Genomic DNA, 19,930 nt, shown 5'->3' with positions numbered 1-19,930 from the left:
GCTGCCCCGCCGTCCCACTGCGTGCCAAGATATCGCCCCCGGGCTGCCAACCGCGTTGCCGCTGTCGTCGTTGGACTGACGGCGGGTAGCGGCGCAGCGCCTGGATCGAAGAAGGATCGTTATCGGCAGGACCGCAGTCCAGAGGGGAGAGGCCGGCCAGGGCGGATTTGAGCCGGATTGGTCGAGAGAGAGGGCCGCCCGGTTCATTCCCGTTCCGCTCTCCTCGAGGTTTTTCTCCATGCTTGATGTTTCTTCGAAGACTGCCGCACCGGCAGTGCCGCTTCCGCTTGTCTCATCCCCGGCTGTCGAACCAGCTGCCGCCATCCACCGCGCGGCGCAGTTTCTTCTGCCCCATCTCGAACGCGGTCAGCGTGTCGACGCCTCGAACCTTCGCTCGGCCATGGAAGCTGCCTTCGGTGCCTCCGATGCGTCCGGCGCATGGGACTGGAAATCAGCCTATGACGCTTGCGAAGTCGCGACGGTGCTGTTCCTGCGCAAATACGGAAAGTCGCTTTTCCGCAAAGCCGGTTCTGCGGCCGCCGCACTTCCGATGCTGGGCAAGATTGCCGGCCTGTTCCCAACTCACACGCGCCGCTCCGAAGAGACCGAAGCGCTTCAGCAGTTCAGCACCCCCATTCCGCTCGGTCTGGCGGCCGTGACTGCCGCGGCAATCACCCCTGCCGACCGCGTGCTTGAGCCCTCCGCCGGCACCGGGTTACTTGCTATTTTGGCCGAGATCAGCGGCAGCACGTTGCTGCTCAACGAACTGGCCGAGGCCCGCGCCGGGCTTCTCTCATTGCTCTTTCCGGCTATCCCCGTCACTCGCTTCAACGCAGCGCAGATCGATGATTATCTCGATCCCGGCATTGCACCAAGCGTCGTGCTAATGAACCCGCCGTTCTCGGTTCTGGCCAATGTCTCGGGTCGCGTGTCCGACGCTGCCTATCGTCACGTCGCCTCTGCGCTGGCCCGGCTCGCCGAGGGCGGGCGGCTTGTCGCAATCACTGGCGCAAATTTTTCCCCAGAGCTGCCCATCTGGCGCGAGTCCTTCGTCAGGCTCCAGGAGCGCGGTCGCGTGGTGTTCACCGCCGCGATCGACGGCGCCGTCTACGCCAGGCATGGCACCACCGTCGAGACGCGGCTGACCGTCATCGACAAACTGCCGGCCGACAATCCAGGCACCTTTCCAGCATCAGCCGGCACGGCGCCCGATGTCGCCACACTGATCGCCAGGATTGGCGAGCACGTTCCCGCACGGCTGCCGGTCAGCGCTTCGGCTTTTGCGCCCGCCGTCAAGGCACTGGGGCCCACAGCGCACACGGTGCGCGGTGATCTCGCCAGATCCGCCGCTTCCTCTCCGGTGCGCAGCCTCGCCGACCCGGAAGGCGCCGAGCTTGCCTACGAGACTTTGGACTGGAGGCCTGCCGAAAGCAGGCACATCACCGATGGCATCTATGAGGAGTACGGGTTGCAGGCGATCCGCATTCCGGGCGCCCATCCGCATCCGACCAAGCTGGTTCAATCGGCGGCGATGGCATCCGTTGCTCCGCCGAAGCCGAGCTACCGGCCGATTCTTCCTGCCAAGGTTGTCAGCGACGGCCTCTTGTCCGACGCGCAGCTAGAAACAGTCATCTATGCCGGCGAGGCCCATTCGGAGTTCCTCGCCGGTTCCTGGACGGTGGACGACACCTTCGATCTTGTCTCTGCCGCGCGCGACGATGCCGCGCACGCCGTGCGATTCCGCCGGGGCTTCATGCTCGGCGACGGGACGGGCGCCGGCAAGGGCCGCCAGTCGGCCGGCATCATGCTGGATAGTTGGATGCAGGGCCGCCGCAAGGCGGTGTGGATCTCCAAATCCGACAAGCTGATCGAAGACGCCCAGCGCGACTGGTCTGCTCTCGGCATGGAGCGCCTGCTGGTCACGCCGCTGTCGCGGTTCCCGCAGGGCAAGGCCATCCGCCTCGATCAAGGGGTCCTATTCACCACCTACGCCACGCTGCGCTCCGACGAACGCGGTGAGAAGGTCTCGCGCGTGCGGCAGATCGTCGAATGGTTGGGCACCGACTTCGACGGAGTGATCATTTTCGACGAGAGCCATGCCATGCAGAACGCCGCAGGCGGCAAGGGAGAACGCGGCGACGCCGCCGCCTCACAGCAGGGACGCGCCGGGCTCCGCCTCCAAAACGCCCTGCCGAACGCCCGCGTCGTCTACGTCTCGGCGACGGGCGCAACCACCGTCCACAACCTCGCCTACGCGCAGCGTTTGGGCCTATGGGGTGGTGAGGATTTGCCCTTCGCGACCAGGGCCGAATTCGTCGAGACGATCGAGGCCGGCGGCGTTGCCGCCATGGAAGTGCTCGCCCGAGACCTTCGCGCACTCGGTCTCTATACGGCCCGATCGCTCTCGTACGATGGTGTCGAATACGAGCTGGTCGAGCACCAGCTTACCCCCGAGCAGACCCGCATCTACGACGCCTATGCCGGAGCGTTCAGCGTCATTCATAACAATCTCGACGCCGCGATGCGGGCCGCCAACGTCACAGGCGAGACCGGGACACTGAACCGTCGGGCAAAGTCGGCTGCACGTTCGGCATTCGAGAGCACGAAACAGCGCTTCTTCGGGCATTTGCTCACCGGCATGAAGACGCCGACCCTGATACGCTCGATCGAGCGCGATCTCCATCAGGGCCATGCCGCCGTCATCCAGATCGTCTCGACCGGCGAGGCACTGATGGAACGGCGCCTCGCGGAAATTCCAACCGAGGAATGGAACGACGTTCGCGTCGATATCACGCCGCGCGAACATGTCCTCTCGTATCTGCAGCATTCGTTCCCGGTGCAACTCTACGAGCCGTTCACCGACAGCGAAGGCAATTTGTCGTCACGTCCGGTCTATCGCGACGGCCAGCCCGTGGAGAGCCGCGAAGCGGTCGCCCGCCGCGATCGCCTCATCGAGCAACTCGCTTCACTGGCCCCCGTGCCGGGGGCACTCGATCAGATCGTACAGCGCTTCGGCACCGACCTCGTAGCGGAAGTGACAGGCCGGTCGCGCCGAATCGTGCGCAAGACCAGCACTCGAGGCATCGATCGCCTTGTCGTCGAAAACCGCGCCGGATCGGCCAATCTCGCCGAGGCACAGGCATTCATGGATGACTGTAAGCGCATATTGGTGTTTTCCGACGCCGGTGGCACTGGCCGCAGCTATCACGCTGATCTCACTGCGAAGAACCGCCGCCTTCGAGTTCACTATCTGCTCGAGCCGGGCTGGAGAGCCGATGCCGCCATCCAGGGCTTGGGGCGCACCAACCGCACGAACCAGGCGCAGCCGCCGCTGTTCCGGCCGGTTGCGACCGATGTGAAGGCTGAGAAGCGCTTTCTCTCGACGATAGCCCGGCGCCTCGACACATTGGGCGCCATTACGCGCGGCCAGCGCCAGACCGGCGGCCAGGGCCTATTTCGCCCTGAGGACAATCTGGAGTCGCACTATGCCCGCGACGCGCTGCGGCAGCTTTACCTGCTGCTGGTTCGCGGCAAGGTGGATGGCTGCTCACTCCAGATGTTCGAGGAAGCGACCGGCCTCACACTGACGGATTCCACCGGCATCAAGGACGAGCTGCCACCGATCACGACCTTCCTCAATCGGCTGCTGGCGCTTACCATCGCACTTCAAACCGTCCTGTTTACAGCCTTCGAACAATTGCTAAATGCGAAAATCGAGGGCGCCATCGCCTCCGGTGCCTACGACATCGGCTTGGAAACACTGCGTGCGGAGAGCTTCGTCGTCACCGAGCGACGCGTCATCCATGTCCATGCCGCCACCGGTGCGGAAACGCGACTGCTGACCATCGCCCAGCGCAAGCGCAATCGACCCGTTTCACTTGCCGATGCCCTCGCCCAGCTTCACGATCCCCGCGCGAAGCTCCTGGTCAACAACCGATCCGGCCGCGCCGCCGTACAGGTGCCAGCGCCCGCGCTGATGCTCGACAATGGCGAGATCGAATGGCGCGTCCGGCTGATCCGGCCGATGGAGCACCATCAGGCCTCATTGAAGATGATGGCGGAGAGCCACTGGGTTGAGGCTGAGCAGGCTGCATTCGCTGACGCCTGGAGTGTCGAGACGGCTGATGTGCCCGAATTCACGGACAGCACTATCCATGTCGTTGCCGGCATGCTGCTGCCGATCTGGAAGCGTCTGCCCAGGGAATTCTCACGTGTGTACCGGCTCCAGACTGACGATGGCGAGCGCATCATCGGTCGTCAGGTCCCGCCAGCATGGATCGCAGGCGCACTGGCAACAAGCTCGCCTTCGATCACAGCCAGTGATGCTTTCGTTGCGCTACTGGGCGGTCGAACGATCCTCGACCTCGCCGATGGTCTGCAGCTTCGGCGCAGCCGCCTCATGGGCGTCAGCCGAATCGAGCTGACGGGCTTCAACGACACAATGCGTGACCGTCTTTCGGCTTACGGCCTCTTCCGAGAGATCATCTCCTGGAAGCTGCGCATGTTCGTGCCCGCCGACGCATCTGGACCCGCAATTCTGGGCAAGTTGCTGAAGGGCTATCCAGTCCAGCGCATCGACACGCGGGAGGATGCGTGATGGCCCGCCACGATGCGTCAGAACTGGCGCACCGCCTCGGCCAGCAGGCTGAGGCGGTTTGTCGCTACTATCTTTCAAACGGGCATCGCGAGGGCCGCTACTGGCTTGTCGGCGATGTGCAAAACACGCCGGGCCGCTCAATGTTCGTGCGTCTCGTCGGGTCAGCGAACGGAAAAGGAGCCGCCGGCAAGTGGGCCGATGCGGCGACTGGCGAGCATGGGGACCTTCTAGACGTCATCCGCGAAAGCCGCGGCTTCAGCAACTTCAAGGACGTTGCGAATGAAGCAATGACGTTTCTCGGCTTGCCGCATCCCGAACCAGAGCAGATTTCTCCCCGGCCGAAATCGGTAGACACGCCATCCGGATCATCTGAAGCAGCGCGTCGGCTGTTTACGATGTCGCAGCCGATTGCGGGTACGGTCGTAGAGGCGTATCTGCGCAACCGCAGTATTACCGCTTTGCACGGGACCGAAAGCCTGCGTTTTCACCCGCGCTGCTACTACCGGCCCGACGAACACGCGCCGACTGAGACCTGGCCGGCGATGATCGCATCCGTCACCGATCTCGACGGCCATTTGACTGGCGCACATCGCACCTGGCTTGATCCTTCCGGCAGAGGCAAGGCATCGGTCGGTACGCCGAGGCGCGCGATGGGCGATCTTCTCGGTCACGCGGTTCGCTTTGGCCTGCCGGGCGACGTCATGGCGGGCGGCGAAGGCATCGAGACCGTCTTGTCGCTTCGATGCATCCTGCCCGATATGGCTATGGCAGCGGCACTTTCGGCCGCCCATCTTGCTGCCATGCTGTTCCCCCTCACGCTGAGACGGCTCTACATCGTGCGCGACGCCGATCCAGCCGGTAACGGCGCGCGTGACACCTTGATCGAAAGAGCGAATGCTGCCGGGATCGAGGCGGTCGTGCTCTCGCCGGCACTTGGTGACCTCAACGAAGATCTCTGTACGCTAGGCGTGGATGCCGTTCGAGCAGCAGTCCGTGTTCAGCTCGCCCCCCAGGACATCGCCCGTTTCATGGCAGTGGCGGAATAACTCGGAACGAACAGCCTGTCCGCTGTCGCTTGCATCGCTTGGATGCTCCTGAAGTCGGAGAGAACCGCGCCTGCGGGCCTTCGAGAGGGCGATCGGCCAGCAAACGACCCGGACCCGCAATGTCTCCGGCCGACTATTTTCCGGCGCGCTCCCCAAGGGAGCGCTTTCCATCGCGAAGCAAAATAGCCGGCCTTCACCCTCCTCCGCTGACACTCCGGCCCTTCGCTTCGCTGCGGGTGCAGGTCCGTCCCGTCCGCCGGCTTCCGTCGCCATGAAGGCCGCGAGGGTCGCGGTCCAACCGGCGGAGCATCCAATGAGCGAGCATGACGACTACGAACCACAGCACTCGTCTTCACCCATCGACCTCGTCCTCACCGAACTCCAGCTCTATGGCTACCGACCCTTCGCGGATGAGCCTGATCCTCGACCGCTTCCAGAGGGCCACTGCGTCGCCGGCGCGATCGCCGACATCTTCGACGCCCTCATCGTGGCACTGCAAGACACTCGCCTCGAGCCCGATCTCGACGATCTTCTGTGGTCGACCGTCAACATCTTTCACCGCGCCGCAGATCGGATCGAGCGCGAACTCGATCACAACGAGCAGGCGCAACGCCGCAGCCAGCGTGAGCAGGACGGCAGCGAAGTGAAATCCGTCGAGCTGGAACGCCTGACGGCCGAAGGGCAGACGCTGATCGAACGCCAAAGCGCCTTCGAACTGATGCGTGATCAGGCCGCGGAGCACTACGAGCGCCACACCGGATCGAGTTGGCGACCGCGCAGCGGATCGATGGTCAACCACCGCAACATGACCTCTGCGCTGATCGACAGCCGCGACTTTCTCAGCGCCAAGAAACGCGCCTCGCAGGAAGTCCTTCTGCCACCTGGCCCGAAAATCGCCTTCACCGCTGGGCTCGACTTCAATGACCACCAGCTGATCTGGGCCAAGCTCGACCAGGTCCACGCCAGGCATCCCGACATGGTCTTGATGCATGGGAAATCGCCGAAGGGTGGCGAAAAGATCGCCTCCTGTTGGGCAGACCGTCGCAAGGTACCCCAAATCGGCTTTGCCCCTGATTGGACAAAGCATGCCAAAGCCGCCCCGTTCAAGCGCAATGACGCAATGCTGGAGGTACTGCCGATAGGCGTCATCGTCTTTCCCGGGACCGGAATTCAGGACAATCTTGCAGACAAGGCAAAGAAGCTCGGCATCCCAGTCCTCGACTTCCGCCCCAAGGGAGGCGGCGCGTAAGCGCTGCCCGCCCCTACCCTTTTTTCGATTGTACGATACGGCCGCGATCGGGCAGCGCGTACTGTATTTGCAGCTCGCTGGAGTGCTTGGCCCGGGATGCCGGATCTCAGGCTCCCAGCGCCGCCCGTCTTTTTGCGATACTCAAGTCCGCGCCCTAGCAAAGGCGCGCGACGCCGTCACGCTTGCCGTCAACGTTTCAGCTGCGTCGCAGCTGGCATCACAGCTGCGAATAACGACGCCTGTTTAACCGAACAGGGCCTGGATCTGGGCGAACTCACCGAACAACCGGCGTGGGCAGGATGCTTTTTTCGGCCGTCGCATTGTTAGCGTCGTCGCTGACTCGGCATCGCGCGACGCACAGTTCGAATCCACCACGGCGTGCCGTCTCGTTCCAAAGATAGCGCATATCCGGTGGTGCACGTCAGCCGTGACTTGAACCATCACGTGCGTTTCTTATGCGCGTTGCTGACAACAGCTTGCGACTTCGCGATGCCTGTACAGAGGAGCATCGACGCCGGTGATCGTCGTAGCCGGGATTTCGCCAGCGACGGTATCGCCAGGTTCTCCGTTGATGTCTCTATCTGGTGGGCCGCTCCAAACGGCCTCTTTAATGGGCTGATCTGGCCGAAGGTCGGCTGCGCCTCGATCGCCTAAGCCGCAATGGCGCCGATCGACTTTCTTCCCCTGCCGGCTGCGCCGTCATTCCTCGCCAAACAACAAAGTCGCTTGGCTGCCATCCTCCGCTGGCGCTGCGGTCGCAAGCGATGCGGCGTCGATCGCCTCCGGCCCGCCGATCGCCATCGAGGCCGCAATGGTGCGGGCTCGAAACAGAGTTCAAGGAGAAAACTCATGGCGATAATCGGAACCTTCAAGAGGACCGGCAACAACGAGTTCACCGGCGAAATCGTCACTCTCTCGCTCCAGACCAAGAACGTCCGCGTCGTGCCCGAGACCAACCGCTCTGGCGACAGCGCCCCCAGCCACCGTGTCTTCGTCGGGCGGGTCGAGATCGGCGCCGCATGGTCCAAGCGCTCCAATGACGGCCGCGACTATCTCGGCGTGAAGCTGGACGATCCGAGCTTCACTGCTCCGATCTACGCCAACCTCTTCAACGATGAGGAAGGCGAAGGCTACAGCCTCATCTGGTCGCGCCCCAACGGCCGCCGCAACGCGGAGTAAGGCCCCGACCAAGGCTCCGCCCGGACGAACAGGGCGGGGCCGTCCTCCTTTTCACGACAAGATGAGCGCAGTCGCTGCGCAACGAGCTCCGTCGGACTTTGGGGCGACTACCTGTCGTGTTCCCGGCTGGAGACTTCATTCCTGCATGTTGCCTCGCCGATAATCGAAAATTCGCGGTGCTTCCCGCGTCAACTCACGGTGCCGATTTTCTGATCAACTCGCATGGGTCCACATTCAGCGCAGTTGCGATCCTCCCAAGAACACTGATGCTGGCCGAGACCCGAGCGCGCTCGATCGATCCGACGTAACGCATGCTCAGTCCAGAGCGGGCGGCCAGTTCCTCCTGCGTCACGTTCTGGTCATGGCGCAGACGACGCATGTTGGCCGCCATGATCTCCTTGAGATTCATGACGGATTAGGGACCAGAAAGGGAACTATCGTTCTAGGAATGATCGTTCCTATTCGCTATGATTGGTGCTCGATCTAAAGGACGGCTCCTTCGAGATCGCGATCGAAATATGAACGGTCAAATACCATGCTTAAACCGCTGCTCGATCCTGATGTCGCCGACATTGCGCCGGATGCCCCGGTCCTGACCGGCTATGACGAGGAGCGTCTGCTCACCTACATTCGCCTGCTTGACGCGGCAGCGGAAGATGCCGATTGGCGAGAGGTGGCCAGGATCGTCTTGCATATAGACCCGGAGCAGGAGCCGGAACGAGCGTTCCGGTCCTGGGAGACCCATCTTGCCCGCGCGCGATGGATGACGACCAGCGGCTACCGATATCTTCTCGCTGGCGGCGCTCCGCACTGACGCGGCCGGCGCTCCATTTTGCTGAATCGGCATAATGGTTTGCCGACTCTCAAACTATCCAACTTCCTTATCCCCCTGGAATGTTGACGCCGACGCCTCACATCCGGGTACGCGGAGAGGACAGGAACAGTGCAAGGCGATTGGACCGATCCGGCGGCGTATTCACACATGTGCAGCTACCAGGCTACGGAGTTCGCTGCCGAGTATCTGATCCGGAATGACGAATTCGTGGCAGAGTGCAGCCAGCTTGCATCGCAATTCGCTGGTTCTGGAGAACCTGCCGGTCAGCCCGATCTCGCCGCCCGTTGGGGCGCGCGATTTCAAAACTGCCGGTGCCGGACTTCCGAAAGTTGACAATATCATCTGGACAGAACAGGCCTCGCCGCGCGTGCTCAGGGTCATGCGGGTATCTGCATCCCATCAGACAGTTCGACCTTCCAGCCTTGGCGGAGCCAGCGTTTGGCCGCAGGACGAAGGCCTTCACATTATTTGGTCTACCTTAATTGGGAAAAGTTATCTCGTCGCTGACGACCGCGCCGGTGAATTCAACGCTATCCTTCTGCCGCTCGACGCTGCATTCGAGACGCGGCTCGATGCAGCGCGCCGGTTCTGGCGCGCACTGAACGGCCGGGCAGCCAGTCCATCTTACGGCGCGCTGCCGCAACAGACCAAGATCAGGCATATCCTCAATTTACGCGCACATGATGGTCACCGCACGGGTGCAACCTATCGTCAGCTCGCGGAGGTGCTGTTTTCGCAGGAGCCGATTGTGCCGCGAGATTGGCGTGATCATCATCTCCGCCACAAGGTCCGAGCTATCTTACGCCGTGCAGCTTTTTTAGTCGCCGGCGGCTATCGCGATCTTCTCTTCTACCCCCACAACCGCAGCGAAAAGTCCGGCCGCCGAAGTCCTTCTTCGGGGTAGCAAAAACGCGCCCCCCAATCTTTGCCCTCCCTCGCCTTTCCTCATTTCGATCATGGTCCACTTCGCGCGTCCCGGCAGGCCAGGACGACAGCAGAACCGAATGGAGATCGAGCGATGTCGAAGGGTCCCGCGGACGCGCCCCAAAAGTATTTGCGCACGAAGGAGGCAGCACCCATCGTCGGGCTCTGCGCCCGCACACTCGAAAAGCACCGGACCTACGGCACCGGCCCAAAATACCGAAAGGTCGGCGGGCGCGTTCTCTACGACATCAACGACCTGCACGCCTGGATAGAGTTGGGCGCACGCACTTCCACCAGCGATGCCAACGCGACCTATGTTCCGCCGGCAAAACCCCATGCAGCCCGCGCGCCCGCCTATGTCGGCAGGCGCGACCGCAGCTCCTGATCTGTGGCGCACCGAAAATGCAGTATCGCGAGACCGTTCAGCAGCAATTTGCGCTGCCTCATGTCCCCTCATCCGACTTCCCTCCACGCAGCACGCGGGACGTCGTGGCGTGGCAGCTCGTCTTATTGGTGAAATCCCGCCGCCTGACACCGATCCACTCTCATGCGCGCGAAGAATCGACCTGCGTAGAGGCGGCAAGTGTGCACGGCATGGCAACGATTTGGAACGCTGCCATCCTGGTCTGGGCTGTGTCGCAAAACATCCACGCGCAAGCCAGGAGATTGCAACCGCGCCGCCTGGTAGCGGCGAAACAGCAGCAAACCCTGACCTTCAGGTCGCCGCGTCAACGGCGGCACGTCCACAGCCGGATAGCCGCACGCGAGCAGCCGAGTCCATACACGGGCAAGCGTCTTAAAGCTTGCCTGCTGCGCCCCGGGATCAAGTCATGAGCAAGCGCACAAAGATCATCGCCACCATGGTTGGCGGCGCAGTGCTCGCCGCGGCGCCGGCATGGATTAGCCATCCGCCGATATCCATCTGGAACGCATCGGCGAGCATCCCCGTCGGGCTCTATCGCGTCCAGCCGGCCGACAAAATCGGTATTGCCAATATCGCCGTCATCATGCAGCCCGAGCCATTGGCGGCCTTCATGGCAAGACGCGGGTATCTGCCGAAAAATGTGCCGCTCCTGAAGCGTATTTTGGCACTCGGGGGCGCAACCGTCTGTCGCCAAGGCACAACGATCATCGTCAACGGCAAGACGTATGGACATGCGCGCGAGCGTGACAGTCGCGGTCGACCCCTGCCCATCTGGCAGGGCTGCCGCGACATTGCCGAGGCCGACGTCTTCCTTATGAACCCGGGTGCAGCCGACAGTTTTGACAGCCGCTATTTCGGCCCGCTCCCGCTCTCATCGATCGTTGGCCGTGCGGTTCCCGTCTGGACCACGGAGCGCACCACTCCGGTGCTGGATATCACCAACGATCCCCTCGCTAGCGAGCCGTGACGGCTCGGCTCGACGCGCACTAACACTCAGAAAGGAGCACTGCAATGACCCAGATCGGAACCTTCACGCGCAATGATGACGGCTTCTTCGGCAATCTCTCCACGCTAACAATCGAGGCGAAGATTGCCATCCTGCCTGCCGAGAAATCCAAAACCGAAAACGCGCCCGACCATCTGATCTATTGCGAAGGGATGGCGGTCGGTGCCGCTTGGGACCGCGCCGGAGACAAGGCTGGGGATTACCTCTCCGTCTCAATTGACGACCCGTCCTTTACGCAGCCGATCCGCGCCAAGCTGTTTCGGTCCGATGCAGAGAACAGCGTCTGGAGCCTGCACTGGAACCGATCATCGAAGCGCGACGGGCGAGGCTGAACAGATGCTTCTGGAGCCCTTCGACGAATCTTTCTCGCCAACCCTTTTGATCCATTGCGCGCCGGTCAAACCCTTCGATCCGACCGCCCGCGAGGCAGCCCAGAGGGGGCCGGACACTTGCTTGTGGCTGCGGACGCCGATTTCATCACAGTTTTGGCAAAGCCGGTTCGATCGGCGAGCCCCTGCCCTTAACGGAAGCGAACACCGTCGCAGGCTGGCAGCGCATCGGTTCTGCGGTCTGCGGGATGCAGCCCACAGAGGCATGACGACGTTTGCCGCATGTGTCATGCTCGGCTTCGTGGCGCCCGAAACTGGTGCAGCGGCTTCCTCTCATGGTGAACGGCCGGCGCACTCCGAGTCGACGATCTTGTCGGCTGGCCCGTGGTCGCGGCATATCCGGGAAGCGTCAAAACGCTTCGCCATTCCAGAGCGGTTGCTGCGCGGCGTCATGCATGTTGAGAGCGTCGGCGATGTTCGTGCGCTTTCAAGCAAGGGCGCAATGGGCTTGATGCAGATCATGCCGGTGACGTGGGAAGAACTGCGCATCAAATACCGTCTCGGTGACGATCCCTATCAACCGCGTGACAACATTCTTGCAGGTGCAGCATATCTTCGCGAAATGCTCGACAGCTTCGGGCGCAGCGGCTTTCTTGCCGCTTACAATGCCGGTCCTGGTCGGTACACGGAACATCTCATAACCGGCCGTCCGCTGCCACGCGAGACGGTCGACTACGTCAGGAAACTCGCGCCGCTGCTCGATGGTGCAGTTCTCAGTCCGCGGCGCGCGCGGCAGGGAAGGGGCAGAGCCAGCTCGCTCCGTGCAACGATCTTTGCGCATCCCCATGACATTCGGAACGCCACTGCATCGGATGGCAATGGTTATGGCGAGACGATCTTTGCGGCGATTCATTCGTCCGCAATGCGGTCGCCAATGGGCAATCCTGTTGCGGACCTGACCGCGATCGAGCCACGGCCGGGTGAAACCGATTTCCAATCGAACCACGCTGTTTCCGGCCTATTCGCTCAGCCCTCTTTAGCCATATCGCGATGATCGCCACGTTCCTCCTCAATTGCATTCCGGCCTGTTCCGTCGCGGAAATTGCGGCGGAAGGGTTGGCTGTGGATGAGAACAGAGAGATTGGCAGGATAAAGGGCCGCGAGGTGCGGCTCGGTTCGGCCGATTGTTTTCCTTACGATTTTCGTCTCATTTCGCAATGTGCTGGCACAATCAGCGATGTGCGCTATTCCCAATTTTTCAGTCTTTCAATGGAAACCGCACCTCGTGGCCGTCTAGCATGAAGCGTGACGATAGCTTTCGCGTCCGCCCCGGTCGCATCCGCTCCCGCGCCGGCCAGCGCGCACGACCCTTCATCTTCCAGGCTCTTGCGGCCACACAGCGCGCCGGCGGGCACCTTACACGCGAGGGTCGGATCACCTCCCCGCGAGCTTCAACGTTTGGCCGCGGCAGGTCAGCGAGCATCCGCGCCAGTCGCCTCATCTCTGACAGCTCACGCGGCGCCGTCGTCAAGACCCGTGTGGTACGGCAGTTCAGAGGGTCTGCGCCACTCGCCACCCATCTCAAATATCTTCGCCGCGAAGGTGTTACACGTGATGGTGAGAAGGCGAGGATGTTCGGTCCCGACACCAAAGATGCAGATCATGACGCCTTCTGCGACCGCTGCAAGGATGATCGGCATCACTTCCGTTTCATCGTTTCGCCGGAGGATGCAATGGAGCTCGGCGACCTCAAGAACTTCGCTTGTGACCTGATGGTCGACATGGAGCGCGACCTCGGCACGAGGCTCGACTGGATAGCCGTCGATCACTGGAACACCGAACATCCGCACGTTCACATCCTCGTTCGCGGCGTTGCCGACGATGGCGAGAGCCTTGTCATCTCGCGCGACTACATCCGCCAGGGCATGCGCGATCGGGCGAGCGACATTCTCACCCAGACGCTTGGGCTCCGCACGGACCTCGACATCCGCCAGGCCATCGAGCACCAGGTCGACACTGAGCGCTGGACGCAGCTCGATCGCCAGCTTGTTCGTGACGCCGACCGTCATGGTATCATTGATCTCGCGCCACACCCTGATCGCCGGCCCGACGAGTTCCTGGGGCTCAAAGTCGGCCGGCTGCGGCAACTGGAAAGCCTGGGCCTCGCGAACGAGATCGGTCCCGGCCAGTGGATGGTGGTCGAAGAGGCCGAGGCCACTTTGCGCGCCCTCGGTGAACGCGGCGACACCATCAAGCGCATGCACCGCAGCCTCACTGTGCATGGGCTAGAAAAAGGGACGGCCGACTATGTGCTGGCCGCCGAAAAGATTGATGCGCCCGTGATCGGCCGACTGCTCGAACGCGGCCTTGATGACGAACGGCGCGGCGCGGCCTATGCCATCGTCGATGGCATTGATGGACGCACGCACCACATTCGCTTCCATGACCCTGATGCGGCCGGAGACTCCGACCCGGGCTCGGTCGTGGAGTTGTGCCGCGATGCGAGTGCAAATGGCGGTGGCCGGGTCACGCTCGCGGTCCGCTCCGACCTCTCAATCGAACAGCAGGTCCATGCTTCCGGCGCGACTTGGCTCGATCGCCAACTCGTTGCACGCGAGCCTGCCGAATTCGGTGACGGCGGCTTTGGCAGGGACGTAAGACAGGCACTGCAAGATCGGGTCGACCACCTTGTCAGCCGCGATCTGGCCAGGCGCGAGGGACAGCGCGTCATTCTTGTGCGCAATCTGATCGATACTCTACACGATCATGAGGTGGAATCGCTCGGTGCCCGCCTCGCCGCCGAGACGGGCCTCTCATTCACGAAGGCTGCCAACGGCGATCATGTGGCTGGGATTTACCGGCGGCGTTTCTCGCTGGCTTCAGGCCGGCTCGCGATGATCGACAATGGGCTCGAATTCAAGCTCGTGCCCTGGTCGCCGTCGCTCGAAAAGCGATTGGGTAATCAAGTCATCGGGGTCGTGTGCTCGGATACGGGGGGCGTGGATTGGAACCTGGGAAAGAAGCGCGGCATCGGGCTATGAAGGTTACAGGCGTATGCTCTATCCTGATGCTGGGAAGCCAGCACGGTCGCACATTCTATTTGTACCCGCACAGTGAAGCGCCGATTGCCTCGCAAAATAGGGACTTTGCGCATCCTCGATTCAGTCTGGCGCCCGCGATCGCGGCACTGGCGCTGTTTGCCTTCGTCTATCATTGGAACAGCTATCTGTGGCCGCTGACAGTTTTGCAGGGCAATGCAGAGGATTATCCGATCGTCATTAGCCTCAGCCGCCTGCTCAGCTACAACAGAGGCGCCCTCAATACAGGACTGGTCATGGCCGGCGCCACGCTCGCCGTGCTGCCGCCATTGATGCTCTTCGCCTTCCTGCAGCGCTTCTTCGTGGATTCGATCGTCGGCTCGGCGGTCAAGGGATAATGGACCAGCGCGGCGCTCTGTGCTAAGGTGTACACAGATCAACACAGGACACCGCTATGGCCGCTAGCACCACTATGACAATTCGCGTCAGTCCCGATGTAAAGGAAAAGCTCGACCGGATCGCAACCGACACCCGGCGTAGCAAGTCGTTCCTCGCAGGTGAAGCCGTCGCAGCGTATGTCGATCGCGAGCTTGAAATCATTGAAGGTATCAAGCGCGGCCTTGCTGATGTCGAAGCTGGGCGCATCGTGTCTCATGATAAGGCCATGGCAGAAATTTATGCCGCGATTGATGCCGGCATGGGCCGCAAGGTGTGACGCGAGCCGTTCAGTGGTCTCGCGGTGCGCTGGACGACATCAAGGAACAGATCGCCTATATCTCGCAGGATAATCCGCGCGCTGCGCGCCTGGTCGCAGACCGGATTCTGGACGCAGGGGCCGCGCTTGGGGAAATGGCAACCGGGCGACCCGGCCGTCTATCCGGCACCTATGAAAAGCCTGTGAGTCGCCTGCCCTACATCATCGCTTATGCCGTGACCGCCAAGGGCGGCCGGGAAAGCATTTCAATTTTGCGGGTGATCCACGCAGCGCGCGGTTGGCAGGACGAGGAATGGCCGAACTAAGCAAAATCTCGCGACGAAGGGGCTTTAATCGCGAGCGGATTTGCTGCCAACAATTTTGACAGCAAGCTGCCGGTATTGCTCCCGAGTTTAACCGGAGACCTGGGTGGGAGCATATACGTCGAGCACGTTCTGAGTTTCGTCCGTTCGCAATGAGTTATGGCTGCTAACGATCTGGCAAAACCATGATTCAGTCCGCGGTCAGCACGACCTTGACACTCTGTGAACGGTCGACGGCAAGTCGGAAGGCATCGGGGGCGCAAGAAAGCGTGCGCTCGGCGGTCACCAGTTTCAGGACGTCCACCTCTCCCGACACGATGAAATCGACTGCGCGACCGAACTCCGTACCGAAGCGGAAGGTGCCTTTGAGGTCGATCTCCTTGGCCATCACTGCATTGGCAGGCAGCGGGATCTGGCCACCGGGAAGATTGCCGACCTGGACCACCGTGCCGCCGCGCCGGACACTGGCGATCGCCGCGGCAAGGCCTGCGGCAGTGCCTGAAATCTCGAACGCCACATCAAGCGAACCGCCGGCCGCGAGCGCCTGGAGTTCGGCGTCGCCGCCGGAAAGGTCGATCGTCCTGTCGGCGCCCAAACTGCGGGCGAAGGCGAGCGGCGCGGCGGCGATGTCGGCGACGGTCAGTTCAGCGCAGCCGGCAAGCCTGGCCGCGAGCATGGTCAAGAGACCGATGGGGCCGGCACCGAACAGGATGACATTGCGGCCCCTGATGTCGCCCGCCCGCGTGGCGGCGTGCAGGCTCACCGCTAGCGGCTCGGCAAGTGCCGCCGCCTGGTAGGCCACATCAAGTGGAACCTTGAAACATTGCGCGGGCGTGGCGTCGAACAGACTGACGAAGCCGCCCTGCATATGCGGTGTCTTCGATGCCGAGCCCATGAAGTAGATGTTTTCGCAGAGATTGGCGCGGCCTTCCAGGCATCGCGCGCAACGCCCGCACCAGCGCGATGGATTGACCGCGACATGGTCGCCGACGCCAAGGCCGGGCGCGGCGCCGTTGATCTCGACGATTTCGCCTGAGATTTCGTGGCCGAGGACAAGCGGCGAAGTGACGACGAAGTCGCCGGTACGGGCATGGCGGAAATAATGCAGGTCGGAGCCGCAGATGCCCCCTGCCCCAAAGCGCACCCGCACCATACCTGGTGCCAGCGGTTCAAGCGGACGCTCCACGACGCGCAGGTCCTGCGGGCCGAACAGCGTTGCGGCAATCACCTGGCCGCTCACCGGATCAAGCCCATCTCGGTCGGCAGCCAAAGCGTGATGGCGGGTATGAAGGTGATCAGAAGCAGCGCCACGATAAGCGGCACCAGCCACGGCAGGATCGCCATGGTGGTGCGCTCGACCGAAAGCTTGGCGACGCGCGACAGCACGAACAGCACCATGCCGAGCGGCGGGTGCAAAAGCCCGATCATCAGGTTGAGCGTCATGATCAGGCCGAAATGCACCGGGTTGATGCCGTAGACGGCGGCGACCGGCAGCAGGATCGGCACCAGAATCGTGATCGCGGCGATCGTATCGAGGAAGCAGCCGACCACCAGCATCAGGATGTTGACCAGGATCAGGAAGACCCATTTATTTTCGGTGAGCGCGAAAATGAAGTTCGAAAACAGCTGTGCCGCCTGGCTGACGGTGAGCAGCCAGGCGAAGATCGATGCGGCGGTAACGATGAACAGCACCGACGCGGTCGTTTCGATCGTGTCGAAGCTGGCCTTGGCAAGCAAACGCAGCGTCATTGTGCGGTAGCGCACCAGCCCGAGGAAAAGCGACCAGATCACAGCCGCCATCGCCGCTTCGGTCGGCGTGAACCAGCCCATCGTCATGCCGCCGATCAGGATGACCGGCGTCATCAGCGCCATGACCGCGGAGAAATCGAAATACCAGTCCGCGGCGATCAGCAGCAGCAGCGCGATGCCGACCGCGATGTTGATCGACAGGCCAAGCTGCACAAGCACGTAACAGCCAATCGGAAAGGCAGCCACCACCAGCACCTCGCCCGCCGCTTCGGCGAGCCGCCGAAGCTCGAAAGGCGTGTCGGAACCCCAGCCGCGATTGTAGGCAAAGATGGCAACCGTAATCATCATCAGCACGGTCATGACCACGCCGGGCAGGATGCCGGCCATGAACAGCGCACCGATCGAGACATTGGCCATCATGCCGTAGATGACGAAGGGCAGCGAGGGCGGAAAGATCGGCCCGAGCGTGGCGGAAGCGGCGGTGACGCCAACCGCGGCGTCGATAGGATAGCCGTGATCCTTCATCGCCTTGATCTCGATGGTGCCGATGCCAGCGGCGTCGGCGAGCGCGGTGCCCGACATGCCGGAAAAGATCACCGATCCGATGATGTTGACCTGCGCCAGGCCGCCTTTCATCCAGCCGACCAGGGCAAGGGCGAAGGAATAGATGCGCCCGGTGACGCCGGCGATGTTCATGAGGTTGCCGGCCAGGATGAAGAACGGAACGGCGAGTAGCGGAAAGCTCTCCACCCCGGCGATCATGCGCTGGGCCGCGATGATATCGGGCGCGACGCCGTAGATGACGAGGTAAAGGATCGACGCGGCCGCCATCGAAACGGCGACCGGCACGCCGATGAGCATCAGGACAAGAAAGCCCCCGACCAGAAGCAGCATCGCTCAGACCCCCGCTGTCTCGAACGCACCGGGACGCTCGAGCACCGAATAGCCGCGCCGGTAATTGCCGATAAAGACCTGGATCGAGCGCAGAAGCATCAGCACGAAGCCCGCCAGTACGGCGTAGAAGAACCAGCGCCGCGGCAGGTTGACGGTGACCATGCGCTCATGCGCCACGATCGTGACGTAGCGCCACATCAGCCAGGATCCGTAGGCGAAGAATGCGATGCGGATAATATCGACGGCGAGCGCCAGCCAGCGGCCGACACGCTCCGGCAGATAGTGGTAAAGCACGTCGACGTGGATATGGCGCGAAAGGCGCACGCACATGGCGGCGCCCAGAAAAACGACGACGACGAGCGCGTTGATGGCGATCTCCTCGGTCCAGGCAAGGCTGTTGTTCAGCGCATAGCGGGTGAAGAACTGCAGGAAGACACAGACGACCATGCCCCAGAAAACGGCAAGCGTAATCCAGTCCTCGACGCCGTGGTCCGACAGGTCGACGTGTACCGGCACCTCCTCGAAGGCGTGCGCGATCTCTTCGACGGTGATCTCGGTGTGGTGTTCCTCGGCCATCGGCGCGGGCTCCCGAAGCTGGTGGGTCGTCAAGGATTGAAAAGGCCGTCCGGCGCAATTTGGAGCCGGACGGAAGGGCAGGTCAAAGCAGCAAATCCGATTGCCGCTCTATCCTCTTGATTAAGCATCCGATTTCCGGATAGCCTATTTGATGGCGCGGATCGCTTCCCAATCGGACTTGTTGTAGCCGAACTCCTCGAAGGTGACCTTCTCCAGGACATTCTTCTCGAAATCGGCACGGTCGACATCGGTTACGGTGATGCCGCGGTCCTTGAATACCTGCACCAGTTCCTTTTCGCGGGCGACGATCTTTGCCGTGGCGCGGGCGGCAGCCTCCTGCATCACCTCGGTGAAGATCTTCTTGTCCTCGTCGGAAAGCGAGGCCCAGCGCGACGCCGATATGATGGTGTTGAGATGATCGACGATATGGCCAGTGAGCACGATGTTCTTCTGCACCTCGTAGAATTTCTTCGCCTCGATGGTGGTCAGCGGGTTCTCCTGGGCCTCCACCGTGCCGTTCTGCAGGGCCAGATAGACCTCGGCGAAGGCAATCGGCGCGGTGTTGGCGCCGCAGGCACGCGGCATGGCCAGATAGGCCGGCACGTCGGGAACGCGCATCTTCAAGCCCTGCATGTCGGAGCACTTGGCGATCGGACGGTTCGAGGTGGTCTGCCGCGTCCCGTAATAGGTGGTGGCGGCGATATGATTGCCGGTCTTGTCCTCATAGCCCTTGGTCAGGGCCTTGTAGACGTCGCTTTTGGTGTATTTCAGCAGATGGTCGGCATCGCGGAAAGTGTATGGGAAATAGGTGACGCCGATCGGTGGATATTCGCGCGCCGCGAAGCTCGATCCGGAAATGATGATGTCGACGGTGCCGAGCATCAGGCCCTGGTTGATGTCCGCTTCCTTGCCAAGCTGCGAGGCCGGATAGACGTCGATGGCGTAGCGGCCCTGGGTGCGCTTCTTGATTTCGTCGGCCGCCCACACGGATTCGGTGTGGAAGGGCTCCGTCGTCTCGTAGACATGTGCCCATTTCAGGACCGTTTCCGCCGAGGCCGACGCCATGG

Annotated in this window: 21 protein-coding genes; 16 read left to right on the top strand and 5 right to left on the bottom strand. The window is 62.1% G+C overall.

Annotation, left to right across the window (positions count from 1 at the left end):
• Window positions 1–238 precede the first annotated feature (238 nt).
• The 4 genes from X773_RS42160 to X773_RS42145 all read left to right on the top strand — a co-directional run bounded on the left by X773_RS42160 (window position 239) and on the right by X773_RS42145 (window position 8,071).
• A complete protein-coding gene (locus X773_RS42160) occupies window positions 239–4,597 on the top strand; it encodes a strawberry notch family protein (protein ID WP_023674296.1) in 4,359 nt (1,452 codons plus the stop codon).
• The gene (locus X773_RS42155; RefSeq protein WP_023674295.1) at window positions 4,597–5,643 is read left to right on the top strand and encodes a toprim domain-containing protein; all 1,047 of its coding nucleotides are present in this window, start codon (window positions 4,597–4,599) and stop codon (window positions 5,641–5,643) included. Before X773_RS42160 ends, X773_RS42155 begins: the two co-directional genes overlap by 1 nt.
• Before the next feature lie 313 nt (window positions 5,644–5,956).
• Window positions 5,957–6,892, top strand: coding sequence for a DUF2493 domain-containing protein (locus X773_RS42150; RefSeq protein ID WP_031211117.1), 936 nt, complete (start codon window positions 5,957–5,959; stop codon window positions 6,890–6,892).
• Window positions 6,893–7,741: 849 nt separating this feature from the next.
• Window positions 7,742–8,071 (top strand): DUF736 domain-containing protein, encoded by a 330-nt coding sequence (locus X773_RS42145; RefSeq protein WP_023674291.1) that lies wholly within the window; start codon window positions 7,742–7,744, stop codon window positions 8,069–8,071.
• 193 nt (window positions 8,072–8,264) lie between these two features.
• On the opposite strand, the gene X773_RS42140 is transcribed toward X773_RS42145, so the two are convergent.
• On the bottom strand, window positions 8,265–8,480 hold the full coding sequence (locus X773_RS42140; protein WP_023674290.1) for a helix-turn-helix transcriptional regulator: 216 nt from the start codon (window positions 8,478–8,480) through the stop codon (window positions 8,265–8,267).
• Window positions 8,481–8,606: 126 nt separating this feature from the next.
• On the opposite strand from X773_RS42140, the gene X773_RS42135 reads away from it, so the two are divergent.
• The 12 genes from X773_RS42135 to X773_RS42100 all read left to right on the top strand — a co-directional run bounded on the left by X773_RS42135 (window position 8,607) and on the right by X773_RS42100 (window position 15,647).
• Window positions 8,607–8,885 (top strand): DUF2285 domain-containing protein, encoded by a 279-nt coding sequence (locus tag X773_RS42135; RefSeq protein WP_023674289.1) that lies wholly within the window; start codon window positions 8,607–8,609, stop codon window positions 8,883–8,885.
• Between the two features lie 217 nt (window positions 8,886–9,102).
• On the top strand, window positions 9,103–9,810 hold the full coding sequence (locus X773_RS73535) for a DUF2285 domain-containing protein (RefSeq protein ID WP_023674288.1): 708 nt from the start codon (window positions 9,103–9,105) through the stop codon (window positions 9,808–9,810).
• A gap of 114 nt (window positions 9,811–9,924) precedes the next feature.
• Window positions 9,925–10,215, top strand: coding sequence for a helix-turn-helix domain-containing protein (locus X773_RS42130; protein WP_023674287.1), 291 nt, complete (start codon window positions 9,925–9,927; stop codon window positions 10,213–10,215).
• Between the two features lie 17 nt (window positions 10,216–10,232).
• On the top strand, window positions 10,233–10,664 hold the full coding sequence (locus tag X773_RS42125) for a replication initiator protein A (protein ID WP_023674286.1): 432 nt from the start codon (window positions 10,233–10,235) through the stop codon (window positions 10,662–10,664).
• Entirely contained in the window at window positions 10,661–11,221 is a 561-nt protein-coding gene (locus X773_RS42120) for a S26 family signal peptidase (protein WP_023674285.1), read from the top strand. The genes X773_RS42125 and X773_RS42120 overlap by 4 nt, the downstream gene beginning before the upstream one ends.
• Before the next feature lie 44 nt (window positions 11,222–11,265).
• Window positions 11,266–11,592 (top strand): DUF736 domain-containing protein, encoded by a 327-nt coding sequence (locus tag X773_RS42115; protein ID WP_023674284.1) that lies wholly within the window; start codon window positions 11,266–11,268, stop codon window positions 11,590–11,592.
• 286 nt (window positions 11,593–11,878) lie between these two features.
• Window positions 11,879–12,643 carry a lytic transglycosylase domain-containing protein gene (locus tag X773_RS0137030; RefSeq protein ID WP_245274604.1) on the top strand — a complete coding sequence of 255 codons (765 nt, stop codon included), beginning with the start codon at window positions 11,879–11,881 and terminating at the stop codon, window positions 12,641–12,643.
• Complete coding sequence (locus X773_RS76140) at window positions 12,640–12,891, top strand: hypothetical protein (RefSeq protein WP_156937256.1); 252 nt, start codon at window positions 12,640–12,642, stop codon at window positions 12,889–12,891. The genes X773_RS0137030 and X773_RS76140 overlap by 4 nt, the downstream gene beginning before the upstream one ends.
• Entirely contained in the window at window positions 12,888–14,630 is a 1,743-nt protein-coding gene (locus tag X773_RS0137025; protein ID WP_031211113.1) for a VirD2 family relaxase/mobilization nuclease, read from the top strand. Before X773_RS76140 ends, X773_RS0137025 begins: the two co-directional genes overlap by 4 nt.
• Window positions 14,627–15,025 (top strand): hypothetical protein, encoded by a 399-nt coding sequence (locus X773_RS42110; protein ID WP_245274603.1) that lies wholly within the window; start codon window positions 14,627–14,629, stop codon window positions 15,023–15,025. Before X773_RS0137025 ends, X773_RS42110 begins: the two co-directional genes overlap by 4 nt.
• A gap of 56 nt (window positions 15,026–15,081) precedes the next feature.
• The gene (locus X773_RS42105; protein WP_031211112.1) at window positions 15,082–15,342 is read left to right on the top strand and encodes a CopG family ribbon-helix-helix protein; all 261 of its coding nucleotides are present in this window, start codon (window positions 15,082–15,084) and stop codon (window positions 15,340–15,342) included.
• Window positions 15,339–15,647, top strand: a complete 309-nt coding sequence (locus X773_RS42100) for a type II toxin-antitoxin system RelE/ParE family toxin (protein ID WP_023674278.1) — start codon at window positions 15,339–15,341, stop codon at window positions 15,645–15,647. Before X773_RS42105 ends, X773_RS42100 begins: the two co-directional genes overlap by 4 nt.
• Before the next feature lie 187 nt (window positions 15,648–15,834).
• Here the strand turns inward: X773_RS42100 and X773_RS42095 are convergent, their stop codons facing one another.
• The 4 genes from X773_RS42095 to X773_RS42080 all read right to left on the bottom strand — a co-directional run bounded on the left by X773_RS42095 (window position 15,835) and on the right by X773_RS42080 (window position 19,928).
• Window positions 15,835–16,884 (bottom strand): L-idonate 5-dehydrogenase, encoded by a 1,050-nt coding sequence (locus X773_RS42095; RefSeq protein WP_023674277.1) that lies wholly within the window; start codon window positions 16,882–16,884, stop codon window positions 15,835–15,837.
• Window positions 16,881–18,287: a TRAP transporter large permease gene (locus tag X773_RS42090; RefSeq protein ID WP_023674276.1), complete on the bottom strand. Its 1,407-nt coding sequence runs from the start codon at window positions 18,285–18,287 to the stop codon at window positions 16,881–16,883. Before X773_RS42090 ends, X773_RS42095 begins: the two co-directional genes overlap by 4 nt.
• A gap of 3 nt (window positions 18,288–18,290) precedes the next feature.
• A complete protein-coding gene (locus X773_RS42085; RefSeq protein WP_023674275.1) occupies window positions 18,291–18,863 on the bottom strand; it encodes a TRAP transporter small permease in 573 nt (190 codons plus the stop codon).
• Window positions 18,864–19,007: 144 nt separating this feature from the next.
• Entirely contained in the window at window positions 19,008–19,928 is a 921-nt protein-coding gene (locus X773_RS42080) for a sialic acid TRAP transporter substrate-binding protein SiaP (RefSeq protein WP_245274611.1), read from the bottom strand.
• Window positions 19,929–19,930 lie beyond the last annotated feature (2 nt).

Origin of the sequence: Mesorhizobium sp. LSJC280B00 (assembly GCF_000502835.1) — a bacterium.
Taxonomy (GTDB): Bacteria; Pseudomonadota; Alphaproteobacteria; order Rhizobiales; family Rhizobiaceae; genus Mesorhizobium.
Note: the sequence above shows the minus strand (reverse complement) of the source record. Positions and strands in the feature narration are given on the sequence as shown.